Source organism: Streptomyces sp. NPDC012474 (assembly GCF_042955185.1).
Taxonomy (GTDB): Bacteria; Actinomycetota; Actinomycetes; order Streptomycetales; family Streptomycetaceae; genus Streptomyces; species Streptomyces cahuitamycinicus.
The window spans coordinates 217551-242073 of sequence record NZ_JBIBEP010000012.1; the positions used below are offsets into that span (position 1 = coordinate 217551).

General features: G+C 71.8%; 27 protein-coding genes and 1 pseudogene. 15 read left to right on the forward strand and 13 right to left on the reverse strand.

Features of this window, described 5'->3' with window-relative positions:
- Window positions 1–27 precede the first annotated feature (27 nt).
- Entirely contained in the window at window positions 28–1197 is a 1170-nt protein-coding gene (gene tuf / locus ACFY9S_RS25640) for an elongation factor Tu (RefSeq protein WP_391132301.1), read from the reverse strand.
- 353 nt (window positions 1198–1550) lie between these two features.
- On the opposite strand from tuf, the gene ACFY9S_RS25645 reads away from it, so the two are divergent.
- The 4 genes and pseudogenes from ACFY9S_RS25645 to ACFY9S_RS25660 all read left to right on the forward strand — a co-directional run bounded on the left by ACFY9S_RS25645 (window position 1551) and on the right by ACFY9S_RS25660 (window position 4043).
- Window positions 1551–2342 (forward strand): VTT domain-containing protein, encoded by a 792-nt coding sequence (locus ACFY9S_RS25645; RefSeq protein WP_391132303.1) that lies wholly within the window; start codon window positions 1551–1553, stop codon window positions 2340–2342.
- Window positions 2343–2357: 15 nt separating this feature from the next.
- Window positions 2358–2731: pseudogene (locus tag ACFY9S_RS25650) on the forward strand (winged helix-turn-helix transcriptional regulator); the annotation flags it as partial.
- Window positions 2732–2890: 159 nt separating this feature from the next.
- The gene (locus ACFY9S_RS25655) at window positions 2891–3766 is read left to right on the forward strand and encodes an undecaprenyl-diphosphate phosphatase (RefSeq protein WP_391132305.1); all 876 of its coding nucleotides are present in this window, start codon (window positions 2891–2893) and stop codon (window positions 3764–3766) included.
- 97 nt (window positions 3767–3863) lie between these two features.
- Entirely contained in the window at window positions 3864–4043 is a 180-nt protein-coding gene (locus tag ACFY9S_RS25660) for a hypothetical protein (RefSeq protein ID WP_391132307.1), read from the forward strand.
- Window positions 4044–4104: 61 nt separating this feature from the next.
- Here the strand turns inward: ACFY9S_RS25660 and ACFY9S_RS25665 are convergent, their stop codons facing one another.
- Entirely contained in the window at window positions 4105–4707 is a 603-nt protein-coding gene (locus ACFY9S_RS25665) for a DUF4291 family protein (RefSeq protein WP_391132309.1), read from the reverse strand.
- Between the two features lie 42 nt (window positions 4708–4749).
- Here ACFY9S_RS25665 and ACFY9S_RS25670 point away from each other — a divergent pair, with 42 nt between their 5' ends.
- Together ACFY9S_RS25670 and lnt are read left to right on the forward strand one after the other, a co-directional pair.
- A complete protein-coding gene (locus ACFY9S_RS25670; protein WP_391132311.1) occupies window positions 4750–4995 on the forward strand; it encodes a nuclear transport factor 2 family protein in 246 nt (81 codons plus the stop codon).
- A gap of 48 nt (window positions 4996–5043) precedes the next feature.
- Window positions 5044–6609, forward strand: coding sequence for an apolipoprotein N-acyltransferase (lnt, locus tag ACFY9S_RS25675; protein ID WP_391132312.1), 1566 nt, complete (start codon window positions 5044–5046; stop codon window positions 6607–6609).
- Here lnt and ACFY9S_RS25680 read toward each other — a convergent pair.
- Window positions 6533–7438 carry a Gfo/Idh/MocA family oxidoreductase gene (locus tag ACFY9S_RS25680; protein WP_391132314.1) on the reverse strand — a complete coding sequence of 302 codons (906 nt, stop codon included), beginning with the start codon at window positions 7436–7438 and terminating at the stop codon, window positions 6533–6535. The genes lnt and ACFY9S_RS25680 overlap by 77 nt on opposite strands.
- 13 nt (window positions 7439–7451) lie before the next feature.
- Entirely contained in the window at window positions 7452–8636 is a 1185-nt protein-coding gene (locus ACFY9S_RS25685) for an FAD-dependent monooxygenase (RefSeq protein ID WP_102908823.1), read from the reverse strand.
- Between the two features lie 81 nt (window positions 8637–8717).
- Between ACFY9S_RS25685 and ACFY9S_RS25690 the strand changes: the two genes are divergently transcribed.
- The 3 genes from ACFY9S_RS25690 (at window position 8718) to ACFY9S_RS25700 (ending at window position 10499) form a co-directional block, all read left to right on the forward strand.
- Window positions 8718–9308, forward strand: coding sequence for a TetR/AcrR family transcriptional regulator (locus ACFY9S_RS25690; protein ID WP_391132317.1), 591 nt, complete (start codon window positions 8718–8720; stop codon window positions 9306–9308).
- 43 nt (window positions 9309–9351) lie between these two features.
- Window positions 9352–9864, forward strand: a complete 513-nt coding sequence (locus tag ACFY9S_RS25695) for a DUF664 domain-containing protein (RefSeq protein WP_391132318.1) — start codon at window positions 9352–9354, stop codon at window positions 9862–9864.
- Between the two features lie 113 nt (window positions 9865–9977).
- On the forward strand, window positions 9978–10499 hold the full coding sequence (locus tag ACFY9S_RS25700) for a hypothetical protein (protein ID WP_391132320.1): 522 nt from the start codon (window positions 9978–9980) through the stop codon (window positions 10497–10499).
- Window positions 10500–10562: 63 nt separating this feature from the next.
- Here ACFY9S_RS25700 and ACFY9S_RS25705 read toward each other — a convergent pair whose 3' ends face one another.
- The 5 genes from ACFY9S_RS25705 to fabG all read right to left on the reverse strand — a co-directional run bounded on the left by ACFY9S_RS25705 (window position 10563) and on the right by fabG (window position 15276).
- The gene (locus ACFY9S_RS25705; protein WP_391132322.1) at window positions 10563–11063 is read right to left on the reverse strand and encodes a hypothetical protein; all 501 of its coding nucleotides are present in this window, start codon (window positions 11061–11063) and stop codon (window positions 10563–10565) included.
- A 118-nt stretch (window positions 11064–11181) separates the two neighbouring features.
- The gene (locus ACFY9S_RS25710) at window positions 11182–11865 is read right to left on the reverse strand and encodes a uracil-DNA glycosylase (RefSeq protein ID WP_391132324.1); all 684 of its coding nucleotides are present in this window, start codon (window positions 11863–11865) and stop codon (window positions 11182–11184) included.
- A 91-nt stretch (window positions 11866–11956) separates the two neighbouring features.
- Window positions 11957–13543 carry an ABC transporter substrate-binding protein gene (locus tag ACFY9S_RS25715; RefSeq protein ID WP_391132326.1) on the reverse strand — a complete coding sequence of 529 codons (1587 nt, stop codon included), beginning with the start codon at window positions 13541–13543 and terminating at the stop codon, window positions 11957–11959.
- Between the two features lie 200 nt (window positions 13544–13743).
- Window positions 13744–14502 (reverse strand): glucose 1-dehydrogenase, encoded by a 759-nt coding sequence (locus ACFY9S_RS25720; protein WP_391132328.1) that lies wholly within the window; start codon window positions 14500–14502, stop codon window positions 13744–13746.
- Window positions 14503–14514: 12 nt separating this feature from the next.
- Window positions 14515–15276, reverse strand: a complete 762-nt coding sequence (gene fabG, locus ACFY9S_RS25725; protein WP_031143260.1) for a 3-oxoacyl-ACP reductase FabG — start codon at window positions 15274–15276, stop codon at window positions 14515–14517.
- A 230-nt stretch (window positions 15277–15506) separates the two neighbouring features.
- Between fabG and ACFY9S_RS25730 the strand changes: the two genes are divergently transcribed.
- Window positions 15507–15998, forward strand: coding sequence for an excalibur calcium-binding protein (locus ACFY9S_RS25730; RefSeq protein ID WP_391132330.1), 492 nt, complete (start codon window positions 15507–15509; stop codon window positions 15996–15998).
- 19 nt (window positions 15999–16017) lie between these two features.
- On the opposite strand, the gene ACFY9S_RS25735 is transcribed toward ACFY9S_RS25730, so the two are convergent.
- The gene (locus ACFY9S_RS25735) at window positions 16018–16431 is read right to left on the reverse strand and encodes a DUF3037 domain-containing protein (protein ID WP_391132332.1); all 414 of its coding nucleotides are present in this window, start codon (window positions 16429–16431) and stop codon (window positions 16018–16020) included.
- Window positions 16428–17183, reverse strand: coding sequence for a HipA family kinase (locus tag ACFY9S_RS25740; protein WP_391132334.1), 756 nt, complete (start codon window positions 17181–17183; stop codon window positions 16428–16430). The genes ACFY9S_RS25735 and ACFY9S_RS25740 overlap by 4 nt, the downstream gene beginning before the upstream one ends.
- A 498-nt stretch (window positions 17184–17681) precedes the next feature.
- On the opposite strand from ACFY9S_RS25740, the gene ACFY9S_RS25745 reads away from it, so the two are divergent.
- The 3 genes from ACFY9S_RS25745 (at window position 17682) to ACFY9S_RS25755 (ending at window position 21120) form a co-directional block, all read left to right on the forward strand.
- On the forward strand, window positions 17682–19622 hold the full coding sequence (locus ACFY9S_RS25745) for an ATP-binding cassette domain-containing protein (protein ID WP_391132336.1): 1941 nt from the start codon (window positions 17682–17684) through the stop codon (window positions 19620–19622).
- Window positions 19623–19684: 62 nt separating this feature from the next.
- A complete protein-coding gene (locus ACFY9S_RS25750; protein WP_391132338.1) occupies window positions 19685–20233 on the forward strand; it encodes an NUDIX domain-containing protein in 549 nt (182 codons plus the stop codon).
- Window positions 20234–20631: 398 nt separating this feature from the next.
- Window positions 20632–21120: a Rieske (2Fe-2S) protein gene (locus ACFY9S_RS25755; protein WP_102908832.1), complete on the forward strand. Its 489-nt coding sequence runs from the start codon at window positions 20632–20634 to the stop codon at window positions 21118–21120.
- Here ACFY9S_RS25755 and ACFY9S_RS25760 read toward each other — a convergent pair.
- The gene (locus tag ACFY9S_RS25760) at window positions 21107–21757 is read right to left on the reverse strand and encodes an isochorismatase family protein (protein ID WP_391132340.1); all 651 of its coding nucleotides are present in this window, start codon (window positions 21755–21757) and stop codon (window positions 21107–21109) included. The genes ACFY9S_RS25755 and ACFY9S_RS25760 overlap by 14 nt on opposite strands.
- A 134-nt stretch (window positions 21758–21891) precedes the next feature.
- Here ACFY9S_RS25760 and ACFY9S_RS25765 point away from each other — a divergent pair, with 134 nt between their 5' ends.
- Window positions 21892–22362 (forward strand): pyridoxamine 5'-phosphate oxidase family protein, encoded by a 471-nt coding sequence (locus ACFY9S_RS25765; protein ID WP_391132342.1) that lies wholly within the window; start codon window positions 21892–21894, stop codon window positions 22360–22362.
- 15 nt (window positions 22363–22377) lie between these two features.
- Here the strand turns inward: ACFY9S_RS25765 and ACFY9S_RS25770 are convergent, their stop codons facing one another.
- Complete coding sequence (locus ACFY9S_RS25770; protein ID WP_391132344.1) at window positions 22378–23280, reverse strand: LysR substrate-binding domain-containing protein; 903 nt, start codon at window positions 23278–23280, stop codon at window positions 22378–22380.
- Between the two features lie 75 nt (window positions 23281–23355).
- Between ACFY9S_RS25770 and ACFY9S_RS25775 the strand changes: the two genes are divergently transcribed.
- A complete protein-coding gene (locus ACFY9S_RS25775) occupies window positions 23356–24309 on the forward strand; it encodes an EamA family transporter (protein WP_391132346.1) in 954 nt (317 codons plus the stop codon).
- Window positions 24310–24523 lie beyond the last annotated feature (214 nt).

The following is a 24523-nucleotide window of genomic DNA, read 5'->3' on the forward strand; positions in this document are numbered from 1 at the left end:
CCACGGCGGCCCGCAGCCCCCCACCACTCAACCCACCTCGGTCACGGTCCCGGCCCCCACCGTCCGCCCACCCTCACGGATGGCGAACCCGAGCCCCGGCTCCAACGGCACCTCCCGCCCCAGCTCCACGGTCATCACGACCGTGTCACCAGGCCGAGCCACAGCCACGTCACCCAGGTCGACGTCCCCGACCACGTCCGCCGTGCGGATGTAGAACTGCGGCCGGTACCCGCTGGAGACAGCCGTCGTACGCCCGCCCTCGCGCGCTGACAGCACATACACCTGCGCGGTGAACCGGCGACTGGGCACGACACTCCCCGGGGCGGCGACGACGTGCCCCCGCCGGACGGCGTCCCGCGGGACCCCCCGCAGCAGCATGGCCACGTTGTCCCCGGCCTGCGCCTCCTCCATCGGCTTGCCGAAGGTCTCCAGGCCCGTGACCACCGTCTCCACGGCGGCCCCGAGCACCTCGACCCGGTCACCGACCCGCACCGCACCCCGCTCGACCGCCCCGGTCACCACGGTCCCCCGCCCGGTGATGGTCAGCACGTTCTCCACCGACAGCAGGAAGGGAGCATCCACGTACCGCTCCGGCATCGGCACATAGGTGTCCACCGCGTCGAGCAGCGCCTCGATCGACGCGGTCCAGCGCGGGTCCCCCTCCAGCGCCTTCAGTCCCGAGACGCGTACGACGGGTACGGAGTCGCCGCCGTAGCCGTGGGCGGTGAGCAGGTCGCGGACCTCCAGCTCGACCAGGTCGGTCAGCTCCTCGTCGCCCGCGTCGGCCTTGTTGAGGGCGACCACGATGTGGTCGACGCCCACCTGCCGGGCGAGCAGGACGTGTTCGGCGGTCTGCGGCATGATCCCGTCGAGCGCGGACACGACGAGGATCGCCCCGTCGAGCTGGGCGGCGCCGGTGACCATGTTCTTGACGTAGTCGGCGTGGCCCGGCATGTCGACGTGCGCGTAGTGCCGGGTGTCGGTCTCGTACTCGACGTGCGCGATGTTGATGGTGATGCCGCGCGCCGCCTCCTCGGGCGCCCGGTCGATCCGGTCGAACGGCACGAACGCGCCGCTGCCGCGATCGGCGAGGACCTTGGTGATGGCGGCCGTCAACGTGGTCTTGCCGTGGTCGACATGACCCATCGTGCCGATGTTGAGATGCGGTTTCGTACGGACGTAGGCCGTCTTGGACATGGCTGTACCTCGAAGCGTCTGATCAGCGAAGAACGAAGTGGGACCCCGAGGACCTGCCCGACCCTCCCCTTGCGGGGTCCGCCGGACGAACCGGAGAGGGTCAGCTTCGGGCGCCGTCCGTAACGGCCGGGAGATCGGCGACGGCAGCCTTCGGGGCATCCGTGACCACGGATGCTGCGAGGGTGAAGGCGTGCCGGAACATGAGTCAGATCATTGCCGACGCATTACCGCACGTCGAATGGTTTTAGGTGCCCTGCGCACAAGGCTGCGCCCCCGGCTGCACACACCGGTCTGTGACGCTCGTGAGACGAACCATACGGCGATCACACACATTTGTCGGTTAGTGTCACCGGATGCTCGATGCCACCACCCGCTCTGGGGGCACCGCCACGGCCTCTCCCCGGGCCACCACCGCGGAGCTCGCCGTCGCCGTTCCCCCGGCAACGAACGCCTCGCCCGCCGTACCGACCCGTTTCGCCGCCCGTTGCACGAGAGTTCTGCTGTCCCCGTGGTCGCGGCTGTCCCTGCTCGTCGTGCTGCTCGCCGCGGGCGCCTGCGGCGTGCTGCTGTTCGAGCCGCAGCGGCTGCTGACGGAGGGCTGGCCGCCGCAGCTCGGTGGTGCCGCGGCAGCGGCGGTGTTCGCGGTGGCGTACGGCGTGTGCACCGTGGCGTTCGTGCCGAGGCCGCTGCTGAACCTGGCGGCGGGCGCCCTGTTCGGTTCGCAGCTCGGCCTCGGCGTGGCGCTGGCGGGCACCGTGCTCGGTGCCGGGATCGCCTTCTGCCTGGGCCGGGCGCTGGGCCAGGACGCCCTGCGCCCGCTGCTGCGGGGGCGCTGGCTGAAGGCCGCGGACGGCCAGCTCAGCCGGCACGGCTTCCGTTCGATGCTGATGGTGCGCCTGTTCCCGGGGGTGCCGTTCTGGGCATCGAACTACTGCGCCTCCGTGTCCCGCATGGGCCTGCTGCCGTTCCTGCTGGCCACGGGCCTCGGGTCGATCCCGAACACCGCCGCCTACGCCGTCGCCGGCGCCCGCGCCTCCACCCCGACCTCTCCCGCCTTCCTGATCGCCATGGCGTGCATCGCCCTGCCGGCTCTGGCGGGCGTGGTGGTGGCCTGGCGCAAGCGGCACCGGCTGCGCCGCCTCTGAGGCACTGTCACGCCCGTCTGCCTGGGCAACGGCCGGTTCGACCAGCTGGTCCGCAATACCGGCGCCCCGCGCGACATCCTGGCCACCCGGCTGCGTCGGCTCGTCGACGCCGGGATCCTGGCCAAGCACCTTTACAGCGAGCGCCCGCAGCGCTTCGAGTACCTGCCGACCCGGGCGGGACTGGAGCCGGTACCGGTGACGCTCGTGGCGTGGGGCGACCGCCACCTCCGGCCGGACGGCGACCGCCCGATGCTCCTGGACACTCCTGCGGCCGGACCCTCACCCCGGCCGTCACCTGCCGGGCGTGCGGCGGCGAGGTGCGCCACGAGAACCTCACGGGCCGCCCCCAGACACCCGGCTGGACGGTGACCGGCCCCACCGCGGCCTGATCGCCGCTGGTCGGGGGCGGCAGCCAAACCCCTGTGTCCTGGCGGCCTTCCAGGGGCGCTACGCTTCCCCCTCGGCACACCTGATACCCCGTTCCTCGCGACGGCGGCCCGGTGCGCCCGTCGTCCGTCCCACGATCGGCACTTGGACTCCGTTACCTCATGTCTTGGTTCGAATCACTCATCCTCGGACTCGTCCAGGGGCTGACCGAGTTCCTTCCCGTCTCCTCCAGCGCCCACCTGCGGCTGACCGCGGCCTTCTCGGGCTGGGAGGACCCGGGCGCGGCCTTCACGGCGATCACGCAGATCGGTACCGAGGCAGCCGTGCTGATCTACTTCCGCAAGGACATCGGACGGATCATCTCGGCGTGGACCCGCTCGCTCACCGACAAGACGCTGCGCGGCGACCCCGACGCCCGGATGGGCTGGCTGGTCATCGTCGGCTCGATCCCGATCGGTGTGCTCGGCGTGACGCTGAAGGACCAGATCGAGGGACCGTTCCGCGATCTGCGGATCACCGCGACGATGCTGATCGGCATGGGCATCGTCCTGGGCGTCGCCGACCGGCTCGCGGCCCGCGACGAGAACGGCGGCAAGCACCGCGCGCCCAAGCAGCGCAAGGCCCTCGAGGACCTGGGCGTCCGTGACGGCCTGATCTACGGCGTCTGCCAGGCCATGGCGCTCGTCCCGGGCGTCTCGCGCTCCGGCGCCACCATCAGCGGCGGCCTGTTCATGGGCTACAAGCGCGAGGCCGCGGCCCGCTACTCCTTCCTCCTCGCCATCCCCGCGGTGCTGGCGTCCGGCGTGTTCGAGCTGAAGGACGCCACCGAGGGCGGCCATGTCTCGTGGGGCCCGACGATCTTCGCCACGGTGATCGCCTTCGGGGTGGGGTACGCCGTGATCGCATGGTTCATGAAGTTCATCTCGACCAGGAGCTTCATGCCCTTCGTCTACTACCGCATCGTCCTCGGCATCGTCATCATCGTGCTGGTCAGCATGGGTGCACTGAGCCCCCACGCGGCCGAGTCGGCGGGCTGACCCGGGCCTGTGTGACGCCGGTCTCGTGACCAACCACATAGGGATCGGGTAGCCGTCCGGTAGCGGGCTGTCAGTGGCTGCGCCTAGGCTTGTCCGCATGTCCCCCGATTTCGTGACCCCTGGTTCCGTGCGGCCCGCTGCCGAGGTCAACGACGAGATCCGTGCGCTGTGGCAGCGCACGGGCGGCACCCTGTCGGCCGAGGAGCGCGCGGAGTACGAGCTCCTCGTCGTCGAGTGGGCTGCCGCGATCCGAGGCTGCGTCGTCACGGCGGCCTGAGCGGCCCGCCTCCCTTCTCCCGTCCTCCGTTCTCCCGTCCTCCGTTCTCCCCGGATCCTCTCTAGGCACACAGCCGCCGAAGCACCTCGTCGTCGAGGGCGAAGGGCCGCTCACCGGGTAACAGCCCCGCAGCGGCGTTCTGTTGTCCCGCCCGCACCAGCCCGTGGATCTCCCTGGCGAGGGGTGTGACGTCCTCCATCGCCACGATCCACTCGTCCGCGTACCGCGCGGCGGCCTCCCCCGCGAGCCCCAGCTGCAGCGACCGGTGCGGCAGCGGGTTGAGGTGCAGGTCCCGCTCCGGATCCCACTGCACCCGCGCGGGCGCCTGCCTCAACTGCCGCTTCCAGGAAGCCCGGTCGCCGTGCAGGGCGGGGACGTGGTGGGACAGGCAGGCGTTGCGCAGCGCCCAGAGGAAGCCCTCGCGGTCGATCTCGATCGCCAGGACCGTCTCCTGGCCCTCCTTGGTGCCCCAGCCGCAGCGGTACATCATCCACAGGAACGACGGCTTGATCCAGGTCATGCGCTCCCGCTTCCAGGACGGCGGGAAGCGGCCCAGTCGGGCGGCGGGGCCGCCGATATCCGGGCGGTAGGCCTGGTAGACGGTGATCGTGGACTCGGTGTGGAGTGCCCGCACCCGGAATCTCGGCTCGTGTCGATCGTTCACGGAGGACAGGCTGGCCCCCGTAGCCCTCGGCGGCCACCGAATATGCGCTTCGGGATCCGGGAGCAGGACACCGGCGACACGGCCGAGATGCAGGCCGACTACGTCACTCCCATGGCCACCGCGGGGCCCGCTCCCGACTTCGTGTGCGGCGGCCGGTACGCCGTCGCGGCGCTGCGCACGGACGACGGCTGGCGGCTGAGCGAGGTCGTCGTGCGGGAGAAGTGGCGGCGCCTTTCCCGAGCCGCGGACGGCGCCTGTGGTCAACTGGCCCGGCGCCCTGTGTTCTAGATCGTCCGCAAGGCGCACACTGGAGGCACCCGCGGGTAGGAGGCGCCTATGAAGACGCTCGGCCACTGGCTCGCCTCCCCCTGGCGCCGCTCGGCCGCCGCGGCGGTAGCGGGCGCCCTCCCTGTCCTCGCCTTCCCCGCGCCGTCCCTGTGGTGGTGCGCCTACGTCGCCCTGGTCCCCTGGCTCCTGCTGCTGCGCACCGCGCCGACCGGCAAGCGGGCCGCGTACGACGGCTGGTGCGGCGGCCTCGGCTTCATGCTGGCCATGCACCACTGGCTGCTGCCGAGCCTGCACGTGTTCACGCTCGTCCTCGCCGCCCTCCTGGGTGCCCTGTGGGCCCCGTGGGGCTGGCTGGTGCGCCGTCTCCTGGGAGGCCTGCCCTCCCTCGGGCGGGTCACGGTCGCGCTCCTGGTCCTGCCGTCGGGCTGGCTGGCCGTCGAGCTGGTCCGCTCCTGGCAGGGGCTCGGCGGCCCCTGGGGCGTGCTCGGCAGCAGTCAGTGGCAGGCCGAGCCCGCGCTGCGACTCGCCTCGGTCGGCGGGGTGTGGCTGCTCAGCTACCTGCTCGTGGCCGTCAACGTCGCGGTCGCCGTCCTCGTCGCGGTCCGCCGGGCCCGGGTGCCCGCCGTGGCCGGTCTCGTCGCCACGGCCGCCGCCACCTCCGCCGCCTGGGCGTTCTCACCCCGCCCCGCCGTCGACGGCCAGGTCAGGATCGCGGTCGTGCAGCCGGGTGTCGTCGCCGGCCCGGACGCCCGGTTCGCCCGCGAGGAGCAGCTCACCCGTCGGCTCGCCGGCCAGGACGCCGACCTGGTCGTCTGGGGCGAGAGCAGCGTCGGCTTCGACCTCGACGACCGGCCCGGCCTCGCCCGGCGGCTCGCGGACCTCTCCCGCGCGACGGGCGCCGACACCCTGGTCAACGTGGACGCCCGGCGTTCCGACAAGCCCGGCATCTACAAGAGTTCGATCCTGGTCGGACCCGACGGCCTGACCGGCGAACGCTACGACAAGATGCGGCTCGTGCCCTTCGGCGAGTACATCCCGGCCCGGTCCCTGCTCGGCTGGGTCACCTCGGTCGGCAAGGCCGCGGGCGAGGACCGCAGGCGCGGCTCGCAGCCGGTCGTGATGAACGTCGGGGACGATCTGCGCGTCGGCCCGCTGGTGTGCTTCGAGACCGCCTTCCCCGACATGACCCGCCACCTCACCCGGGAGGGCGTCGACGTGCTGATCGGCCAGTCGTCCACGTCGACGTTCCAGCACAGCTGGGCACCCGAGCAGCACGCGTCGCTCGCCGCACTGCGAGCCGCCGAGACCGGCCGCCCCATGGTGCACGCGACCCTGACGGGCGTCTCCGCCGTGTACGGCCCGGACGGGCGGCGCGTCGGATCATGGCTCGGTACGGAAGCCTCCGCCGCGCAGATGTACGACATCCCCCTCGCCCACGGCACCACGCCCTATGTCCGCCACGGCGACTGGACGGTGCACGCGGCGATGCTGCTCCTCGCCCTGTGGGCCGTCGGCGAGGGCGTACGGACGGTGCGGCTCAGGCGGTCCGCTCCTGAACCGCTCGCACCACCCGCTCGCACAGGTCATGGGTCTCCAGCGCGTCCCGCGCGCTGAGCACCTTGCCCGTCCGCACCGCGTCGAGGAAGGCGAGCACCGCCTGCTCGATCCCGCGCTGCCGGGCCACCGGCACCCAGTCCCCGCGCCGCCGCACGGTCGGCTGGCCCTTGTGGTCGACGACCTCGGCGAGGTTGACCACCTGGCGCTTGGTGTCCTGCCCGGACACTTCGAGGACCTCCTCGGCGGAACCGCTGAGCCGGTTCATCACGCCGAGCGCGGTGAAGCCGTCCCCGGCGAGCTGGAGCACCAAGTGGTGCAGCAGCCCGTCCTGGACGCGGGCGCGCACGGTCACGTCGTCGATCTCGCCGGGCACCAGGAACCGGAGGGTGTCGACGACGTGGATGAAGTCGTCGAGGATCATCGCGCGGGGGTCCTCCGGCAGCCCGACGCGGTTCTTCTGCATCAGGATCAGCTCGCGCGGATGGTCCGCGCACTGCGTGTAGCCGGGGGCGTGACGCCGGTTGAAGCCGACGGCGAGACTCACGCCCCGCTCCTCGGCGAGCGCCACCAGCCGCGCGGAGTCGTCGAGTGCGTAGGCGAGCGGCTTGTCGACGTATGTCGGTACGCCCGCCTGCAGCAGCCGCGTCACGATCTCCGGGTGCACGAGCGTGGGCGCGTGCACGAACGCCGCGTCGAGGTCCGCCGCGATCAGGGAGTCGAGGGTGGTGTGCCGCCGCTCCGGCGGGACGCGCAGGTTCTCGGCGACCCGGTCGAGCGTGGCGGGCGTGCGGGTCTGCAGGTGCAGTTCCACCCCGGGCTGGAAGGCGAGGACCGGAAGGTAGGCCTTCTGCGCGATGTCGCCGAGTCCGATGCAGCCGACCTTCACGGGGTGATCTCCTCTAACGGTTGCCTGCCGGGGTCTGCTCGGAGCATACGGCGTCCCTCTGCGGCGGCCGCCAGTCGGCGATGCCGTCGAAGCCGCGCAGGACCAGGGCGGGCCCGGCCTTCGACAGCGTGGCCACGGCGGTGTCGCGTACGGCGATCCCGGCGCGGTTCGTCATGAGGTTGAGGCGGGCGACCCGCACGGCCCGGCGTGCGACGGCGGTCGTGCGGGGCAGCCGGGCGGCGGTGTAGGCGGGCAGGTCGTCGCGGTGGTGCGCGAGGACGATCGCGTCCTCGATGGCCTGGTTGCCGCCCTGGCCGAGGGTCGGGGGCATGGCGTGCGCGGCGTCGCCGACCAGGGCGACCCGGCCGTGGTGGTAGGCGGGCAGGGGTTCGGCGATGTGGTGGACGTCGTGGCGCAGGACGTCCTCGGGCCGGGCGGCGGCGAGCACGGCGGGGATCGGGTCGTGCCAGTCGCCGTAGCGGCTCAGCAGCTCGGCCCTCTCGTCGGGCGCCTGTCCCCCGGCGGGCGTGACCGCGGCGGCGTAGGCGTAGACGCGGCCGTCCTTGAGCGGGTGCGTGCCCCAGATGCGGCCCCTGCCCCAGGTCTCGTGGGAGGCGAACTCGGCACCGGGCACCGGGATCACGACCCGCCAGGTGGTGAAGCCGGAGTACACGGCCCCGGGGTGGGCGGGGAAGAGCGCGTGGCGTACGGCGGAGCGGATGCCGTCCGCCCCCACCACCAGGTCGGCCTCCAGCACCTTGCCGTTGCTGCTGACCCGGGCGGGCCGGTCGGTGCCGCCGCTGTCGGCGAGGGCCGCGGCGGCGTCCGTGCGGATGGTGCCCGGGGGGAGCCGGGAGGCCAGGCTCGCGATGAGGGTGGCACGGTGCAGCAGCACGAGCGGGCCGCCGAAGCGCTCGGCGGCGGCGTCGGCGGAGGACCGCGAGAGCCACCGCCCGGAGGGGGTCCGCAGGCCGCCGTCCCCGGACCAGACGGCGAGGTCGCGGATCTCGTCGCCGAGGCCGATGACGTCCAGCGCGCGCAGGGAGTTGGGCGCGAGGGAGATCGCCGCGCCGACCGGCTCCAGCGAGGGGGCGCGCTCCAGCACCGTGACCCGCAGGCCACGCATGTGCAGGGCGACCGCCGCCGTCAGACCCCCGATGCCGCCACCGATCACGACGGCATGCCCGAGCTGTGTCATGGCCCCTCCTCGACTCCGACTACATCTGTAGTGACACCATCGACGTTACTACACGTGTAGTCGAACGGGTAGCGTGAGCCCATGTCCGTACGCACCGCCGGCCCCTCCCGCTCCGACCTGGTCGCCGACACCGCCCTCGCCCTGCTCGCCGAGCGCGGCATGCGCGGCCTCACGCACCGGGCGGTCGACGAGGCGGCCCGACTCCCCCAGGGCTCCACCTCGAACCTCGCGCGCACCCGGCAGGCCCTGCTGGAGCTGGCGGTGCGGCGCCTGGCCGACCGCGAGGCCCGGGTCCTGGCCCTGCACGAGATGCCGGACCCCGAGGCCGGGGCCCGCTCCGTGGCGGACGCGCTGGCCCTGGCGGCCCACCGGGCCCTGACGGACCACCGCGCGCTCACGCTCGCCCGCTACGAACTGGCCTTGGAGGCGACGCGCCGCCCCGAGCTGCGGGCCTTCTTCGACGCCACGGGCGCCCGCTTCCGGGACCAGCTCGCCGCCCTGGTCGGCGGCTTGGGCTCGACCGACCCGGCCCGGCACACCCTGTCGCTGATCGCCTGGGCGGACGGGCTGATGTTCAGCTGCGTGGCAGGGTCGTTCGGCGCCGAGGCGCCGAGCCTGGAGGAGGTGCGGGCCGGGCTGCGGGAACTGCTGGAGGGCATGCTCGGGGGCTGAAAATCTTGTGGTGCGGAAGGGGCGGCTCGGAAAGGATGTGTCCATGACGAACGAACGCCGAGAGCCCGCCACCACCGCCGACGAGCGCACGATGCTGGAGGGCTGGCTGGACTACCACCGCCAGACCCTCGCCTGGAAGTGCGAAGGCCTGACCGACGCCCAGCTCCGCACCGCCGCGGTGGAGCCGTCGGAGCTGAGCCTGATGGGCCTGGTGCGGCACATGGCGGAGGTGGAGCGGGGCTGGTTCCGCAAGGTACTCGCGGCCGAGGACGTCGGCCGGCTCTACTGCACCGAGGAGGATCCGGACGGCGAGTTCCATCTCTCCCAGTCCGACACGTGGGAGGAGGCGTACGCCACCTGGCAGTCCGAGATCGAGACCGCCCGGCGCAACGCCGCCCGCTTCGGCCTCGACGACATCTCCGAGGGCAAACACCGGCGCACCGGCGAACGCTTCAACCTGCGCTGGATCTACACGCACATGATCGAGGAGTACGCGCGGCACAACGGCCACGCCGACCTGATCCGCGAGCGCATCGACGGCGCGACCGGCGAGTGACGTCACCTCCGTCGCACCCGCGCCCTCCGTACGGGGCGCGAGATCACCCGTGCGGGGCATCCTGTGCCAGGTCCGCGGCCTCACCGAGGGCCGGACGCACCAGAGTTGCGCGGGTGCATCGAACGACGACCACAGCGACGCTCCTGCTGACCGTGGCGGTCTCGGCCCTCTCCGGCTGTACGACGGTCCCGCGCCCCCCCGCGCCGGGCCCCTCGGCGGCACCGTCCCTGCCGTCGGCGCCGGAGCGGGAGGACGAGGCGGAGACCCAGATCGTGCAGGCGCCGGCCCGTGAGGCCCTGCAGCTCATCGAAGAGGCGTCCCGCCGACCGGAGCCTGCCGCCTCGGCGACCGGCCCGGCCGCACCCCCGGCGGGCGCGCCGGAACCGGGGACGCCGCAGCCCGGTCATCGCGACGTCCGTCCGCGCCCCGCCCGTCCGGAACTCCCCGAGCCCGCTCGGCGCGGCCCCCAACGGTCGCACGCCGGCCTTCCCGACGTGTCGGAGTCGGTACGGCAGGACGTGGAGAAGAGCGTCCCGAACGGCAACGCGGACGTCTGCGCGCTGGGCAGGCGCTACGGGGGATGGCGGGCGGACAGCCCGGAGGCGACGATCTGCCGTGACGCGTACGGGCGTTGACAGGCGTTGACACGTGGTCCGGTGACCGCGCAGGCCGGATCGCCGAGCGTGCCGACCAGGGCCTCAAGGCCGCTGCCGCGGCGGCGACCAGGTCCCCGCGCCGCCCTCCCCCAGCCGGAGCTCCAGCCGGTCGATGGCCGCCCACACGCCCTCGCCGTAGCTGTCGTCGGCGAGGGCGGCGGCGGCTTCACGGGCCCACCGCAGGTGCGTGCGGGCGGCGTCGCGACGGCCGAGTCCGAGGTAGTCGTCCGCCAGGTTCAGATGCAGGGAGGGGTAGATCGCGATCACCGCGGGCACCGCGACGGCCTCCTTTCCGGCCTCCTCGGCCGCCGTCAGGGCACGCAGGTCCCAGGCCAGTTCGTCCGCCGGGTCGTCCTGGGTGTCTGCCAGGTAGTGGGCGAGGGTACAGCGGTGCAGCGGGTCGCCGTGCTCGCCGATCTCCGCCCACAGGCCCAGGTACCGGTGCCGGGCCTCCTCCCGGTCCCCCGCGTGGTGCAGCATGACGACCTGCCCGATCCGCGTCAGCACGGCATCGGGCGCCGTCTGCTCCTGTCGCTCCGCCACGACGCCCTCCGCGCACTCGCCGACTGTTCCCGCCGACGGTAACCGCAGGCGGGGGCGATCCGGCTCAGGCGGCTCCGGGCGCCGGGCCCGGACGGCACGGGCGTACGGCAGGCGTGCGTCAGCCCAGGTCCGGGATCGTCCAGTCGATCGGGGTGTGCCCCTGCGCCGCCACCGCCTCGTTGATCTGCGTGAAGGGCCGCGAGCCGAAGAACTTCTTCGCGGACAGGGGCGAGGGATGCGCACCCTTGATCACGGCATGCCGGGACTCGTCGATCAGCGGGAGCTTCTTCTGGGCGTAATTGCCCCACAGCACGAAGACCGCCGGGTCGGGACGCTCGGCCACGGCCCTGATCACGGCGTCGGTGAACTTCTCCCAGCCCCGGCCCTTGTGCGAGTTGGCCTCGCCGCCGCGGACCGTGAGCACCGCGTTGAGCAGCAGCACACCCTGCTCGGCCCACGGCATGAGATAGCCGTTGTCCGGGATCGGCGTGCCCAGCTCCTGGTGCATCTCCTTGTAGATGTTGCGCAGGGACGGCGGGACCCGCACCCCTGGCCGGACCGAGAAGCACAGCCCGTGCCCCTGCCCCTCGCCGTGGTACGGGTCCTGACCGAGGATCAGGACCTTGACGCCCTCGTACGGCGTGGCGTCCAGCGCGGCGAAGACCTCCTCGCGCGGCGGATGGACGGGACCCTTCGCCCGCTCCTCCTCGACGAACTCCGTCAGCTCCTTGAACCAGGGCTGCTGCAGCTCGTCGCCCAGAACCCCGCGCCAGGACTCGGGCAGCATGGCGATGTCGGTCACGTCAACGTCCTCACGATGTGCGGTCACTTCCAGGCCACGAACCTACCGGCGACCACTGACAACGCGCCCGGGAGAGACCGGAGCCGACCGCCTACCAGGCGGTCTTGCGGCGCAGCTCCCACAACATCATGATCGTCGACGGGTCCATGGCCCGCTCCGCGCCCGAGATGTCCCGGCTGGCGGCCACGTACTGCCGGCCCTGCCACAGCGGCAGCAGCCGCGCGTCGTCCACGAGGATCCGCTGGGCCTCCTCGAACTCCTTCTCCACGTTCGCGCGGTCGCTCTCCCGGCGCGACCGGGGCAGCAGCTCGCCGGTGATCTCGGGGGCCGGGTAGGGCGTGCCGAGGGCGTTCTGGTCGCCGACGAACGGCGCGATGAAGTTCTCGGCGTCCGGGAAGTCGGGGAACCAGCCGCGCCCGAACACCGGGTACTCGCCCTTCTGGTAGCCCTCGACGTACGTCTTCCAGGGACGGCTCTTCAGGGTGATCGTGAACAGGCCGGAGGCCTCCAGCTGACGCTCCAGCTCCTTGAACTCCCCGGCGGTCTCGGAGCCGTAACGGTCGCTGGTGTACCAGAAGGTGAGCGGGACGCGCTGGTTGATGCCCGCCTCGGTGAGGATCTTGCGGGCCTTGGCGACGTCCGGGTCGCCGTAGTCGTCGAAGAATCCCGTGGTGTGGCCCGTGAGGCCCTTGGGAACCATGGAGTACAGCGGGTCGACGGTGTCCTTGTAGACCTTGTGGGCGATCGCCGCCCGGTCGACGACCTGCGCGATGGCCTGGCGCACGGCCTTCTTGTTCGCCCAGGAGTCCTTGGGGTTGAACACCAGGTAGTTGATGTCGGTGCCCGTGCCCTCGACGAGCTGGATCTCCTCGTCCTTGGAGGACTTGCTCTGGAGGTCGACGACGTCTCCGGCGGCCAGGCCGCGGTAGGTCACGTCGATCTCCTCGTCCCGCAGGGCCTTCACCATGGTGCCGGAGTCCTGGAAGTAGCGGACGGTCACCGCGTCGTTCCGGCGCTCCGCGTAGCCCGTGTAGGTGTCGTTGCGGACGAGGACGGCCTCCTTGCCGTCGGTGTACGAGTCGAGGGTGTACGGCCCGGAGCCGACCACGTCGGCGCCCTTGCGCAGGCTGTCCCGCGGATAGGCCTCCGGGGACACGATCGACATGGCGGGGGTGGCGAGCACGAACGGGAAGGTGGCGTCCGGCTTGTTGAGGTGGAAGATCACCTCACGGTCGTTCGGCGCCTGGACCCGCTCCAGGCTGCCCAGCAGACCGGCGGGGCCGCCGTTGACGTTGATCTTGCGGATCCGGTCGAACGAGTGCTTCACGGCCTGGGCGTCGAGCGCGTCGCCGTTGGAGAACTTCAGGCCTTCGCGCAGCTCACAGCGGTAGACCTGGTTCGAGGAGTCGCTGAAGCCGCACTGCTCGGCGGCGTCCGGCTGGGGCTCGCTCGCGCCCGTCGGATAGCTCAGCAGCGTCTGGTAGATGTTGCGGAACAGCTCCCAGGAGCTGTCCCACGACGCGGCGGGGTCGAGCGTGCTGGGGGCACTGGTGGTGCCCAGGACGATCGGTCCTTCGTCCTCCGGGGTGTCGGACGACAGCACACCGCACCCGGCGAGCAGGGACGATATGGACGCGATGGCCGCCACCCGCCACAGGCACCGGTTCCGCTTGAACACGCGCACGCTCCTCGATCTGCCATACCAAGGGTCGGCAGACCATACCGCAGAGGCGCGCCCCGTGACCCTCCCCGTCCATGACCTCTTGATCGATAAACCTTTGACGACGTTGTCATCGTCTTTTGCCGTGTCTTTACGACGGCACGGGCGCCGTCGGTGTCGACGGACGCCCGTGCCGGGACCGTGGGCGCGCTCCGCGGTCAGCCCGTTCCGGCGTTGAGGAAGATGCCGCCGTCCACGACGAGCGTCTGACCGGTGACCCAGTCGGACTGCTCGGAGGTGAGGAACGCCGCCGCGCCCCCGATGTCGGACGGCACGCCGAGCCGGCCCAGGGGGTAGGCCGCGGCGGCCTCCTCCTCGCGGCCCTCGTACAGGGCCTGGGCGAACTTGGTCTTCACGACGGCCGGGGCGATCGCGTTGACGCGCACCCTGGGGGCGAACTCGTGCGCGAGCTGCACGGTCAGGTTGATCATCGCGGCCTTGCTGACGCCGTACGCGCCGATGAAGGGCGAGGGTGACAGGCCCGCGACGGAGGCGATGTTGACGATCGCGCCGCCGTTGTCCTTCTGCCAGGCGTGCCAGGTCCGCTGTGCGAAGCCCAGCGCCGAGACGACGTTGGTCTCGAAGACCTTGCGGGCGACGTTCAGGTCGAGGTCGGCGATCGGTCCGAACACCGGGTTGGTGCCCGCGTTGTTGACCAGGTAGTCGACGCGGCCGAAGGCCTCCATCGTCCGTTCGACGGCGACGGCCTGGTGGGCCTCGTCGTGCGCCTTGCCCGCCACGTAGACCGCGCGGTCGGTGCCGAGCCGCTCGACGGCCTCCTTGAGGGCGTCCTCGTTGCGGCCGGTGATGCACACGCGGTCACCGCGCGCGACCAGTGCCTCGGCGACGCCGTAGCCGATGCCGCGGCTGGCGCCCGTGACGAGGGCGGCCTTGCCGGAGAGTTCCACGGAAGTCATGTTCTTCGTCCCTTAGTCGAGCGGTCCGCCGGCCACGTACAGCACCTGGCCGGAGACGAACCCGGCCGCCTCGCCGGTGAAGAAGGCGATGGCGTTGGCGATGTCCTCCGGCTCGCCGACCCGGGCCACCGGGATCTGGGTGGCGGCGGCGGCCTTGAAGTCCTCGAAGCCCATGCCGACGCGGTCGGCGGTGGCCTTGGTCATCTCGGTGGCGATGAAGCCGGGGGCGACGGAGTTGGCGGTGACGCCGAACTTGCCGAGTTCCTTGGCGAGGGTCTTGGTGAAGCCCTGCAGGCCCGCCTTGGCGGCCGAGTAGTTCACCTGGCCGCGGTTGCCCAGCGCGGACGACGACGACAGGTTGACGATCCGGCCGAAGCCCGCGTCCACCATGTGCTTCTGGCAGGCCTTGGACATCAGGAAGGCGCCACGCAGGTGCACGTTCATGACGGTGTCCCAGTCGGAGACGCTCATCTTGAACAGCAGGTTGTCGCGCAGCACGCCCGCGTTGTTGACCAGGATCGTCGGCGCGCCGAGCTCCTCGGCGATCCGTGCGACGGCCGCCTCGACCTGCGCCTCGTCCGAGACGTCGCATCCGACCGCGAGGGCCTTGCCACCCGCTGCGGTGATCTTCTCGACGGTGTCCTTGCAGGCCGCCTCGTCGAGGTCGAGCACGGCGACCGCGCGGCCCTCGGCGGCCAGTCGTACGGCGGTGGCGGCACCGATGCCGCGCGCGGCACCGGTCACGACGGCAACCCGCTGCTCAGTGGTGGACATGACTGCTACTCCTCAGGTGAGCGACCGCTTAGTACCTTCAGTGGGTGTGACGCTAGAAGCCCTGGCACGCGGTGTCAACGGCCGGGGGCGGCATGTGATCCATCACCCGGGCCCACCCTGCCCCACGGCACCTCGCGGGACACCCGATCGGCCTACGGACACGCGCCGCCGCACCTCTGGGCGCCTAGCGTCGGAGCGCGAGCCACCCGTGGCCGGAAGGGAGGCGCTCCATGCGCCGTCGCACCGGTGCCATAGGCACGCTGTTCGCGATCACCGCGATCGTGCCGCTGGCCGACCCCGCTCATGCCCGGCAGGACCTGGACTGCCGTGATTTCGCCTTCCAGGAGGACGCGCAGGCCGCCTTCGAGGCGGATCCGGGCGACCCCCACCGACTCGACGAGGACCAGGGCCCGGACGACGGCATCGCGTGCGAGGCGTTGCCCCGCGTCGGCTCGGGCGTCATCTCCCCCGTCCGGCCGTCCGCCTCCGCGAGCCCCTCCCGCTCCGCGAGCCCCTCCCCGTCCGCGAGCCCGTCCGGTTCCGCGATCCGGTCCGGCCTCGTCGCCACGGCGACCGCAGCCGCCCCTTCCCGCGGCGTGCGGGGCGGGGCCGGGGGCGCGGTGTCCTCGGGGCCGAGCGACTGGGAGACGGGGATCGGCCTGACCTTCGCGGCGGGTGCCGTCCTCGCGGCCGGCTGCCTGGTGAGGCGCCGCCGGCACTGACGGTCCGGCGCGGCGTCCGTCACCGCACCAGCAGGTCCAGCAACCGGTCGGTCTCCGCTGCCGGGTCCGTGGTCAGGCCGGTGTGCACGGGGCCGGGCTGGACGATCGTGGAGCGGGGGGCGACGAGCCAGCGGAAGCGGCGGCCCGGGTCGTCGGACGCCGCCTGGCCGGCCGCGGAGCCGCCCGCGCAGAGGCTTTCGACGGCGCGCAGAGCGGCTCGGACCCCGGCCACGTCGGTCCGGGGGTCCAGGGCCAGCAGGCGGGTCTCGTCGAGGTGGGTGCGGGCACCGACGTACGCCTCGGCACGGCAGTACACGAGGATCCCGGCGTTGACGTACTCGCCGCGTTCCACGCGTGGGACCACGCGCAGGACGGCGTACTCGTAGACGTGGCGGTCCCGCGGTCCTCCCCTGATGATGTGCCGGTCGTTCACTTCAGCCCCTGGATACGGTCGTGGATGACGGCGGCCCGGGCGAGCAGCGGGCGCGCGTAGGCCTGCCTCAGGTCGTCCGGCGCGGCGAAGCCGGGTTCGTCCGTGAGCCAGGCGTCCGGGATCTGCTGGGTGACGTCGGCGAGGAGTTCCCCTGTCACCAGGGGCGCCAACTCGGCGGCGGCGGAGGCGACATCGGGTGAGAAGGACGCCAGCGCATGGTCGGAGGCGTCGTACGGGCGGTCGGCGGAGGCGTCCACGCCGGGCCAGTTGTGGTGCCAGATCATCGTCGCGCCGTGGTCGACGAGCCACAGCTCGCCCCGCCACCTCAGCAGGTTGGGGTTGCGCCAGGACCGGTCGACGTTGTTGATCAGCGCGTCGAACCAGACCACCCGGCCGGCCTCCTCAGGGCTCACCGGGAACGCGAGCGGATCGAACCCGAGCGCGCCGGAGAGGAAGTCCATGCCGAGGTTGGTGCCGCCGCTGGACCTCAGCAGACTCTGCACCTGCTCGTCCGGTTCGCCCAGGCCCAGCTCCGGGTCGAGCTCGACGGTGACCAGGCGCGGCATCCGCAGCCCGAGCCGACGGGCGAGTTCGCCACAGACGACCTCGGCGACCAGTGTCTTGCGGCCCTGCCCCGCGCCGGTGAACTTCAGGACGTAGGTGCCGGAGTCGTCGGCCTCGACCAGGCCGGGCAGCGAACCGCCCTCGCGCAGCGGCGCGATGTAGCGGGTCACAGCGACCTCTTTAAGCACTTTTTCAGGCTACCCATCTCTTCAATCTTGCATTTCACGGCGAACTTGGAAGGGGTAGCAGCAACCATCCGCCTACAAGCTCGGGGAGAATCTGGGCAGTTCGGCCTGCCCGCCGACTCTCGCCCTCCACGCAGTCCGTAGATGGCGGTGCGTCCCTTGCTACCAGCCTCCGGCTGAATTGAGCATAGTAACCGAGGGTGATCGCGGACGAAGAGTGCCCGAGCCACCGCGCCAGGGTCACGACAGATCTTCTTTGTCGGCCAGGAGGGGACTACGGGGGATGGCCCGCCGTGCTGCCCCCGCTGTTTGGCGGTGTCGGCGTTTCGGCCATTTCCTGCCCGCAGCCGCTCCAAGCCAGACCAGGGATCCCGCGCCCGCGGGGTTCCCTCACGCAGGAAATTGCGGGCTCCCCAGCACGACCGAATGACGTGTGTTCGATATCGCAGCCGTGTCGTTAGACCTCACGACTCTGCCGCAGCGACCGTCCCAGGGGGAACCATGACCTCGGCCATTACGCAGGACCAGCCGCCGCAACCGCCAAAGGGGACCGCGCCGGACGACGAAGCGCAGGAGGCCGGTGTTCGAGAGGAGGAATACCTCTACCGCGACGAGTCGAGGCTCCAGGCCGGCTCCCTGCTGACCTCCCGCACCATGGCGCGGCGCCTGCCCTCGCTGGTGCGGCGCTCGGTGCAGATGGCCTGGCGGGTGGACCGCGGCGCGACCATCGGCCTGCTGGTGTGCCAGATCGCAACCGGCGTCCTCGCGGCCCTCGGCCTCCTGGCCGTCACGGGCACGATCACCGCGCTGATCTCCTCGGGCGACATCACCGAGCGGCTGTGGGAGGCCGCCCCGCAGCTGGCCGTGATCGCCGCCGCCGCGGGCCTGCGCGCGCTGCTGGGGATCATCGTCGTCTGGCTGACCGGCCGTCTGCGCCCGGTGCTCGGCCGGGCGGCGGAGCTGACGATGATCGAGGCCGCGCTCGGCGCGGAACTGGCCGCCAACAACAAGCCCGGCTACAACGACGCCTACGACATCGCCGACCGCGGCGCCCAGGTCACGCCCGACCTCGTCGAAGAAGCGCAGGACGTTCTCGCGGCGACCGCCACGCTCGCGGCCGGCGCCACCGTCCTGACCGTCCTGCACCCCCTGCTCCTTCCCCTTCTCTTCCTTGCGTGCCTGCCGCAGGCCGCCGCCTACGTGCGCTCCGCGCGCGTGATCTACCTGGCCGGGCTGGAGACCTCCGGGCGGCGCAGGATGCTGGGCAAGCTGCGCTGGCACATGGCCTATCAGGAGTCCAGTGAGGAGATGCGCGCCTGCCTGGCCGGGCCCTTCCTGATCGGCCGGTACCGGCGGCTGGCCGACTCGGTCAACGCGGCCGAACGCAAGGCCGCGAACACCGGTGCCTGGATGGGGCTGGCCGGAGCAGTGGCCGGCGGGGTCGCCTCGACCGCGGTGTGGGCGGCGCTGCTGTGGCTCCTGGCCTCCGGGCGGATCAGCCTGGCGGCCGGTGGCGGCGCCGTCTTCGCCCTCCAGACCGCCACCGGCTCGGTGCGCGGCATCATCAACGGCGGGGCACGCCTGGTGCGCACGGGCTGGTACGTGCAGGACTGGCAGAACTTCCTCGACAACGCCCACGGCCAGGCCATGACCGACTCCCGCGGCATCGCGCCCGTGACCGCGGCCCCGGAGCGTTTCGAGGTCCGCGACGTCACCTACCGCTACGACGGCGCTCCGAAGGACAGCCTGAGCAACGTCTCCCTGCACGTGCGGCGCGGGGAGATCGTGGCGCTGGTCGGGGAGAACGGCTCCGGCAAGACGACCCTCTCGCGCCTGCTGTGCGGGCTGCTGCTGCCCACCGAGGGCGACGTGGCCTGGGACCACGCCTCCACCGCGGACCTGGACCCGTGGGGGTCGTGGGAGCACGTCGCGCTGGTGCCGCAGAAGTTCACGTACCTGCCGCTGACGATGCGCGACAACATCACGTTCGGGCAGGGCGACACCAGCGACGCGGCCCTGCTCGCCGCATGCGAGGCGTCCGGCGCCGCGGAGATGCTGCCGGGCCTGCGCTCCGGCCTGAACACCCTGCTGACCAGCGAGTGGTTCGGTGGACAGCAGCTCTCCGGCGGGCAGTGGCAGCGCCTGGTCCTCACCCGCGCGTTCCACCGGCAGGCGGCGCTGCTGGTGATGGATGAACCCACGGCCGCCCTCGACGCCCGCGCGGAGCACCGGATCTTCGCCGGCCTGCGCGAACTGGCCAAGGACCGCGCCATCCTGCTGATCACGCACCGGCTCACCAACGTGGCCGTCGCCGACCGGATCGTTGTCCTGGACCAAGGGCGCATCGTCCAGGAGGGCACCTACGCCCAGCTCACCCAGGAGCCAGGTCTCTTCCGGACCCTGTGGGAGCTGCAGCGCCGGATGAGCGGCGACACCCCCTGATCACCCCTCGCCGTTCCGCGCTGCCCACTCGCCCGTACACCGTCTCGGAAAGGCAGAGATACGTGACCTCTCCCGTCTCCCCTTCGGATCACGTCTCACCGCGGGCCGATCTGCCCGCAGCGCCGTACGAGCCCTCCTCGCACGAGGAGCGTCGTCCAGCTTCGCCGCACGGCACGGTCCTCAACGTCATCGGCGTCCACCTCTATCTGGAGCGGCCCGACGGGACGGTGTTGCTCGGGCTGCGCCACCCCGACTCCGCGTTCGCGCCGTCCACCTGGCACGTCCTGGCCGGCCACTGCGAGCAGGAGAGCGCCATCACCTGCCTGATCAGGGAGGCGCGAGAGGAAGCCGGCCTGCATGTCTGGCGCCAGGACGTCGAACTCGTCCACGTCGTCCACCACATCGACCGCGCCGGGGACCGGCCCCGCATGGGCCTGTTCTTCCGGGCTCGCACCTGGACCGGCGAGCCGGAACTGCGCGAGCCGGACAAGTGCACCCAGTGGACGTTCTGGGACCCCGCCGCGCTCCCCGACGATCTCGTCCCCTACACCCGGGTTGCCATCGAGGGCATCCGCGCCGGCCGCCTCTACTCCGAAACGGGCTGGGCATGAGCACGGCCGCGTCCCCGCACCCGGACCTCCCGCCCGAGGAAGTGCAGCAGTTCACTTCTTCGGGCACAAGCCGGTCCGGCTGACGCCGGGTTCGGGGGCCGGTTCTTCAGGGACGGCGGCAGGAATGAGCGCGAACGCACTGCACGAAGTCTTGCTCGCCGACCTCAACGCGGCCTCCCCACTGGGCTGGTCCCGTTGCGTGGTCCACTCGTCCCGCGTCACCCGGCGGCCGCGGCGACGGCCTCGCGGCACCGGGCCGGAACCCGACAGCCAACCGACAGCTCCGCTTTACCCGCGTCGTTCCGCGAACAGGTCAGGATTTCGGCATGGTCTGAACAGCCGGTCCGCAAGGGCCGTACCTCACGGCAGATCACGAACCCCCCGGAAGGAACGTCAGCATGACCAGCGAATCAGTTCAGCCGATGTCGGGACCGAGCCGCCGCGCCGTCGTGGCGGCGGTTGGCGCGGCGGGGCTCACCGTGGCGCTGACGGCGTGCGGGTCGGACGACAAGGCGTCCGACCCGTCCACCGAACAAGGCGCCGCCGGCGGCGGCGCGACGAACGAAGGGGGCGGCTCGTCCGCCGAAGCGGGAGCCGGTGGTGCGGCGCTCGCGAAGACCACTGACATCCCCGAGGGCAGCGGCAAGATCTTCAAGGACGAGAAGGTGGTGGTCTCGCAGCCGGCCGCGGGCGACTACAAGGCCTTCTCGACGATCTGCACCCACCAGAACTGTCCGATGGTGGACCTCAAGGACGACGTCATCTCCTGTGCCTGCCACGGCAGTCAGTTCTCCGTCCTCGACGGCAGTGTGAAGAAGGGCCCCGCGGTCAAGCCGCTGGAGGCGAAACAGGTGACGGTGAACGGAGACTCCATCACGCTCGCCTGATTCCACCGGGACGTTCCAGGCACGCCAGCACCTCGTCCGTGGTCGCGACCGTGGCGACCAGCGCGAGGGTGTGGCGGATCATCGCGGGGGTGTAGTCGGAAGGCACCCCCGCGATGGCGTCCGCCGGGACGACGACGGTGTAACCGCGGTTCACGGCGTCGAACACCGCGTTGGGCACGGCCACGTTGGCGGAGACCCCGGTGACGATCAGTGTGCGGCAGCCGAGGTTGCGCAGCAGCGGGTCGACGTCGGTGCCCTGCAGGGGTGACAGCCCGTGCAGCCGCCGTACGACGAGGTCCTCCTCGGCGACCTCGATCGGAGCCGCCACCCGTACCGCCGGGGTGCCGGTCCACTGCTGGACGGGCAGGCGTGCGACGGCGCGGAAGAGGCGGGCGTTGCGGCCGGCACCGCGGCCGTCGGGGCGGCGCTCGGCGATGGCGTGCACGACCTGAACGCCCCCTTCGTGGGCGGCCGCCACCAGACGGGCGACATTGCCGAGGGCACCGCCGGCGCGTGCTTCCTCGGCGAGTTCGGGCAGTGCGCTGTCCGCCCCGACGACGCCCTCCTGGCACTCGACGGTGAGCAGCACGGTGGTGCCCGGTTCGAGGAGTTCGCTGAGCGCTTCGTACGAGGGCACGGTTCCCCCTGTCGCCGGCGGCTGGGCGGGCGAGCGTAACCACCATTGCGCACGGACGGAAGAGAACCCATCCTTTTCTGACGTGATGTCAGAGGATCTCTCCTCTGGCACGACGTGGGAGAAAGAGGGGGCGCATGACCGTCACACAGCAGCGCAGAGGCCGGAAGATCATGATGACGCCGGGCGAGCTGGACGACTTCCTGACCACCCAGCGCACCTGCCGGGTCGCCACGGTGTCGGCCGGTGGCGCACCGCACGTGAGCACGCTGTGGTACGCCTGGGACGGCGCGTCGATGTGGCTGTACTCGGTCGTGCGCAGCAAGCGCTGGACCGACCTGCGGCGCGACCCGCGGGTGGCGATCGTGGTCGACACCGGGGAGGAGTACGACGAACTGCGTGGCGTCGAGCTGTCCGGCACGGTCGAGTTCGTGGGCGAGATCCCGCGCACGGGCGAGCTGCGCGCCGAACTCGACGTCCCGGAGACGCTGTTCACGCGGAAGAACTTCGGCCTGGAGGAGATGCCGCACGACGGCCGGCACGCCTGGATCAGGCTGACGCCGGAGAAGATCGTCTCCTGGGACTTCCGCAAACTGGCCGGGCAGTAGCTCTCCCCCGGACGCTCAGCCGACGCTCTCCCCCGCCGCCCGCAGGGCCCGCACCGCCGCCCGGATCGAGGGGCGGCGGTCCGCGTCCGCGCGCCAGACGACGTACACGTGCCGCCGGACCCGCTGTCGGAGGGGCACGGTCACGACCCCGGCGGGCACGGGACGACGGCCGAGCACCGGGGCGATGCACACCCCGAGCCCTGCGGCGACCAGCGCCAGCTGCGTGTGGTTCTCGGCGGCGCGGTGGCCGACGATCGGCTCGACACCCTTGGAGCGCAGGGTGAACATCAGCCACTCGTGGCAGAACTCGCCCTCGCCCCAGGTGATCCACTCGTCGTCGGCGAACTCGGCGAGGTCCACCTCCTCGCGCGCCGCGAGCCGGTGGTCAACCGGCATGGCGACCTCGGCCGGGTCGTCCAGGATCGACGCCTTGACCAGCCCGTCGGGCAGCGCCATCGGCTTGTTGTACCAGTCGAGCACCACGGCGAGGTCGAGGTCGCCGCGCACGACTCCGGCGATGCCGAGCTCCGGTTCGAGCTCGCAGGAGCGCAGCCGGAGCGCGGGGTGCTGCTCGCGCAGCGCGGCCAGTGCGTGGGGGAACAGCCCCCGCGCGGCCGTCGGGAACGCCGACAGCCTGAGCTCGCCCACGACCTGTCCGCGCTGCGCCTCCAGGTCCGACTGGGCGAGTTCGACCTGGGACAGGATGCGTGCGGCGTGCTCGGCGAGCAGCCGGCCCGCGTCGGTGAGCCGCACGCCGCGCCCGTTCTTGGCGAGGAGCTGCTGCCCGACCTCTCGTTCCAGCTTGGAGAGCTGCTGCGAGACGGCGGACGTGGTGATGTGCAGCCCCTCGGCCGCGCCGCTGACCGAGCCGTGCCGGGCGAGGGCATCGAGGGTGCGCAGACGCTCCAGATTCAACATATAAGCGATGCTACGCAGTACCGGGTGCGAAATCTCGATTGTGCTACGAGGTCTTCCTGCCAGATCGTGGCTGCCATGAGCACTGTCACCACATCGCCCGGCCGGGTCTCCGGCGCCCCGTCCGCACCGGTCCGCCGCCGCTTCGACTGGCGTCTGCGGTTCGCCGCCCTGTCCTTGATCTGGGGCTTCAGCTTCCTCCTCATCAAGGTGGGCACCGGGGCGTACGCGCCGTTTCAGGTGACGCTCGGCCGGCTGCTGTTCGGCACGGCGGTGCTGGCCGCCGCGATGGCGGTGCGCCGCGAGCGACTGCCGCGCGGGGTCAGGGTCTGGGGGCATCTGACGGTCGCCGCGTTCCTGCTCAACGCCCTGCCGTTCTCGCTGTTCGCGTACGCCGAGCTGACCATCCCGTCCACGCTGGCGGGCATCTGCAACGCGACCTCACCGCTGTGGGGCATGGCGCTGTCGCTGATCGCCCTGTCGGAGGACCGTCCGACCCGGGTGCGGGTCGCCGGGCTCGGCCTCGGCTTCCTGGGGGTGCTCACGGTGCTGGGTGCCTGGCAGGGCTTCCACGGCTTGGACGTCACCGGGACGGCACTGGCCCTGCTCGGCTCCCTCAGCTACCCGATCGGCTGGATCTACGTCCGCCGCACCCTGGCAGGCACCGGCGACTCCCACCTGTCGATGACCGGTGCCCAGTTGCTGCTCGCGTCGGTCCAGCTGGCGGTGGTCACCCCGCTGTTCACGACCCTGCCCACCCGCGTGTCCGTCGGACCGCTGCTGGCGATCGCCGCCCTGGGCGCCCTGGGCACGGGCCTGGCCGTGCTCCTCCAGTACGGCCTGGTCGCCGAGGTCGGCCCGACGACCGCCCAGATGGTCACGTACTTCATCCCGGTCATCGCCACGGCCGCCGGCGTGGCTCTTCTCGGCGAGACGCTCACGTGGTCGACCCCGGTCGGCGCGGTGATCGTGCTGACGGGAGCGGCACTCACACAGCTCCGACCGAAGCCCCGCCGGACATCTCGGCCGTAGCTCCGCGGGGCCCAACGTCTGGGCCGACTGCCTCGGTTTCAGCTCTGCAGGGCTCAACGGCCGGGCGGCGTCCCGGCCGTGACCGCGCACGGGCCAGGGGCCTGCGCCGCGTCTCAGTCGTCTCCCCTTGCGGGCCCCGAGCCCCGAGCCCCGAGCCCCGAGCCCCGAGCCCCGGTCGGAGTCTCCGCCCCGGCTCCACGGAAGCCGGAAGCCC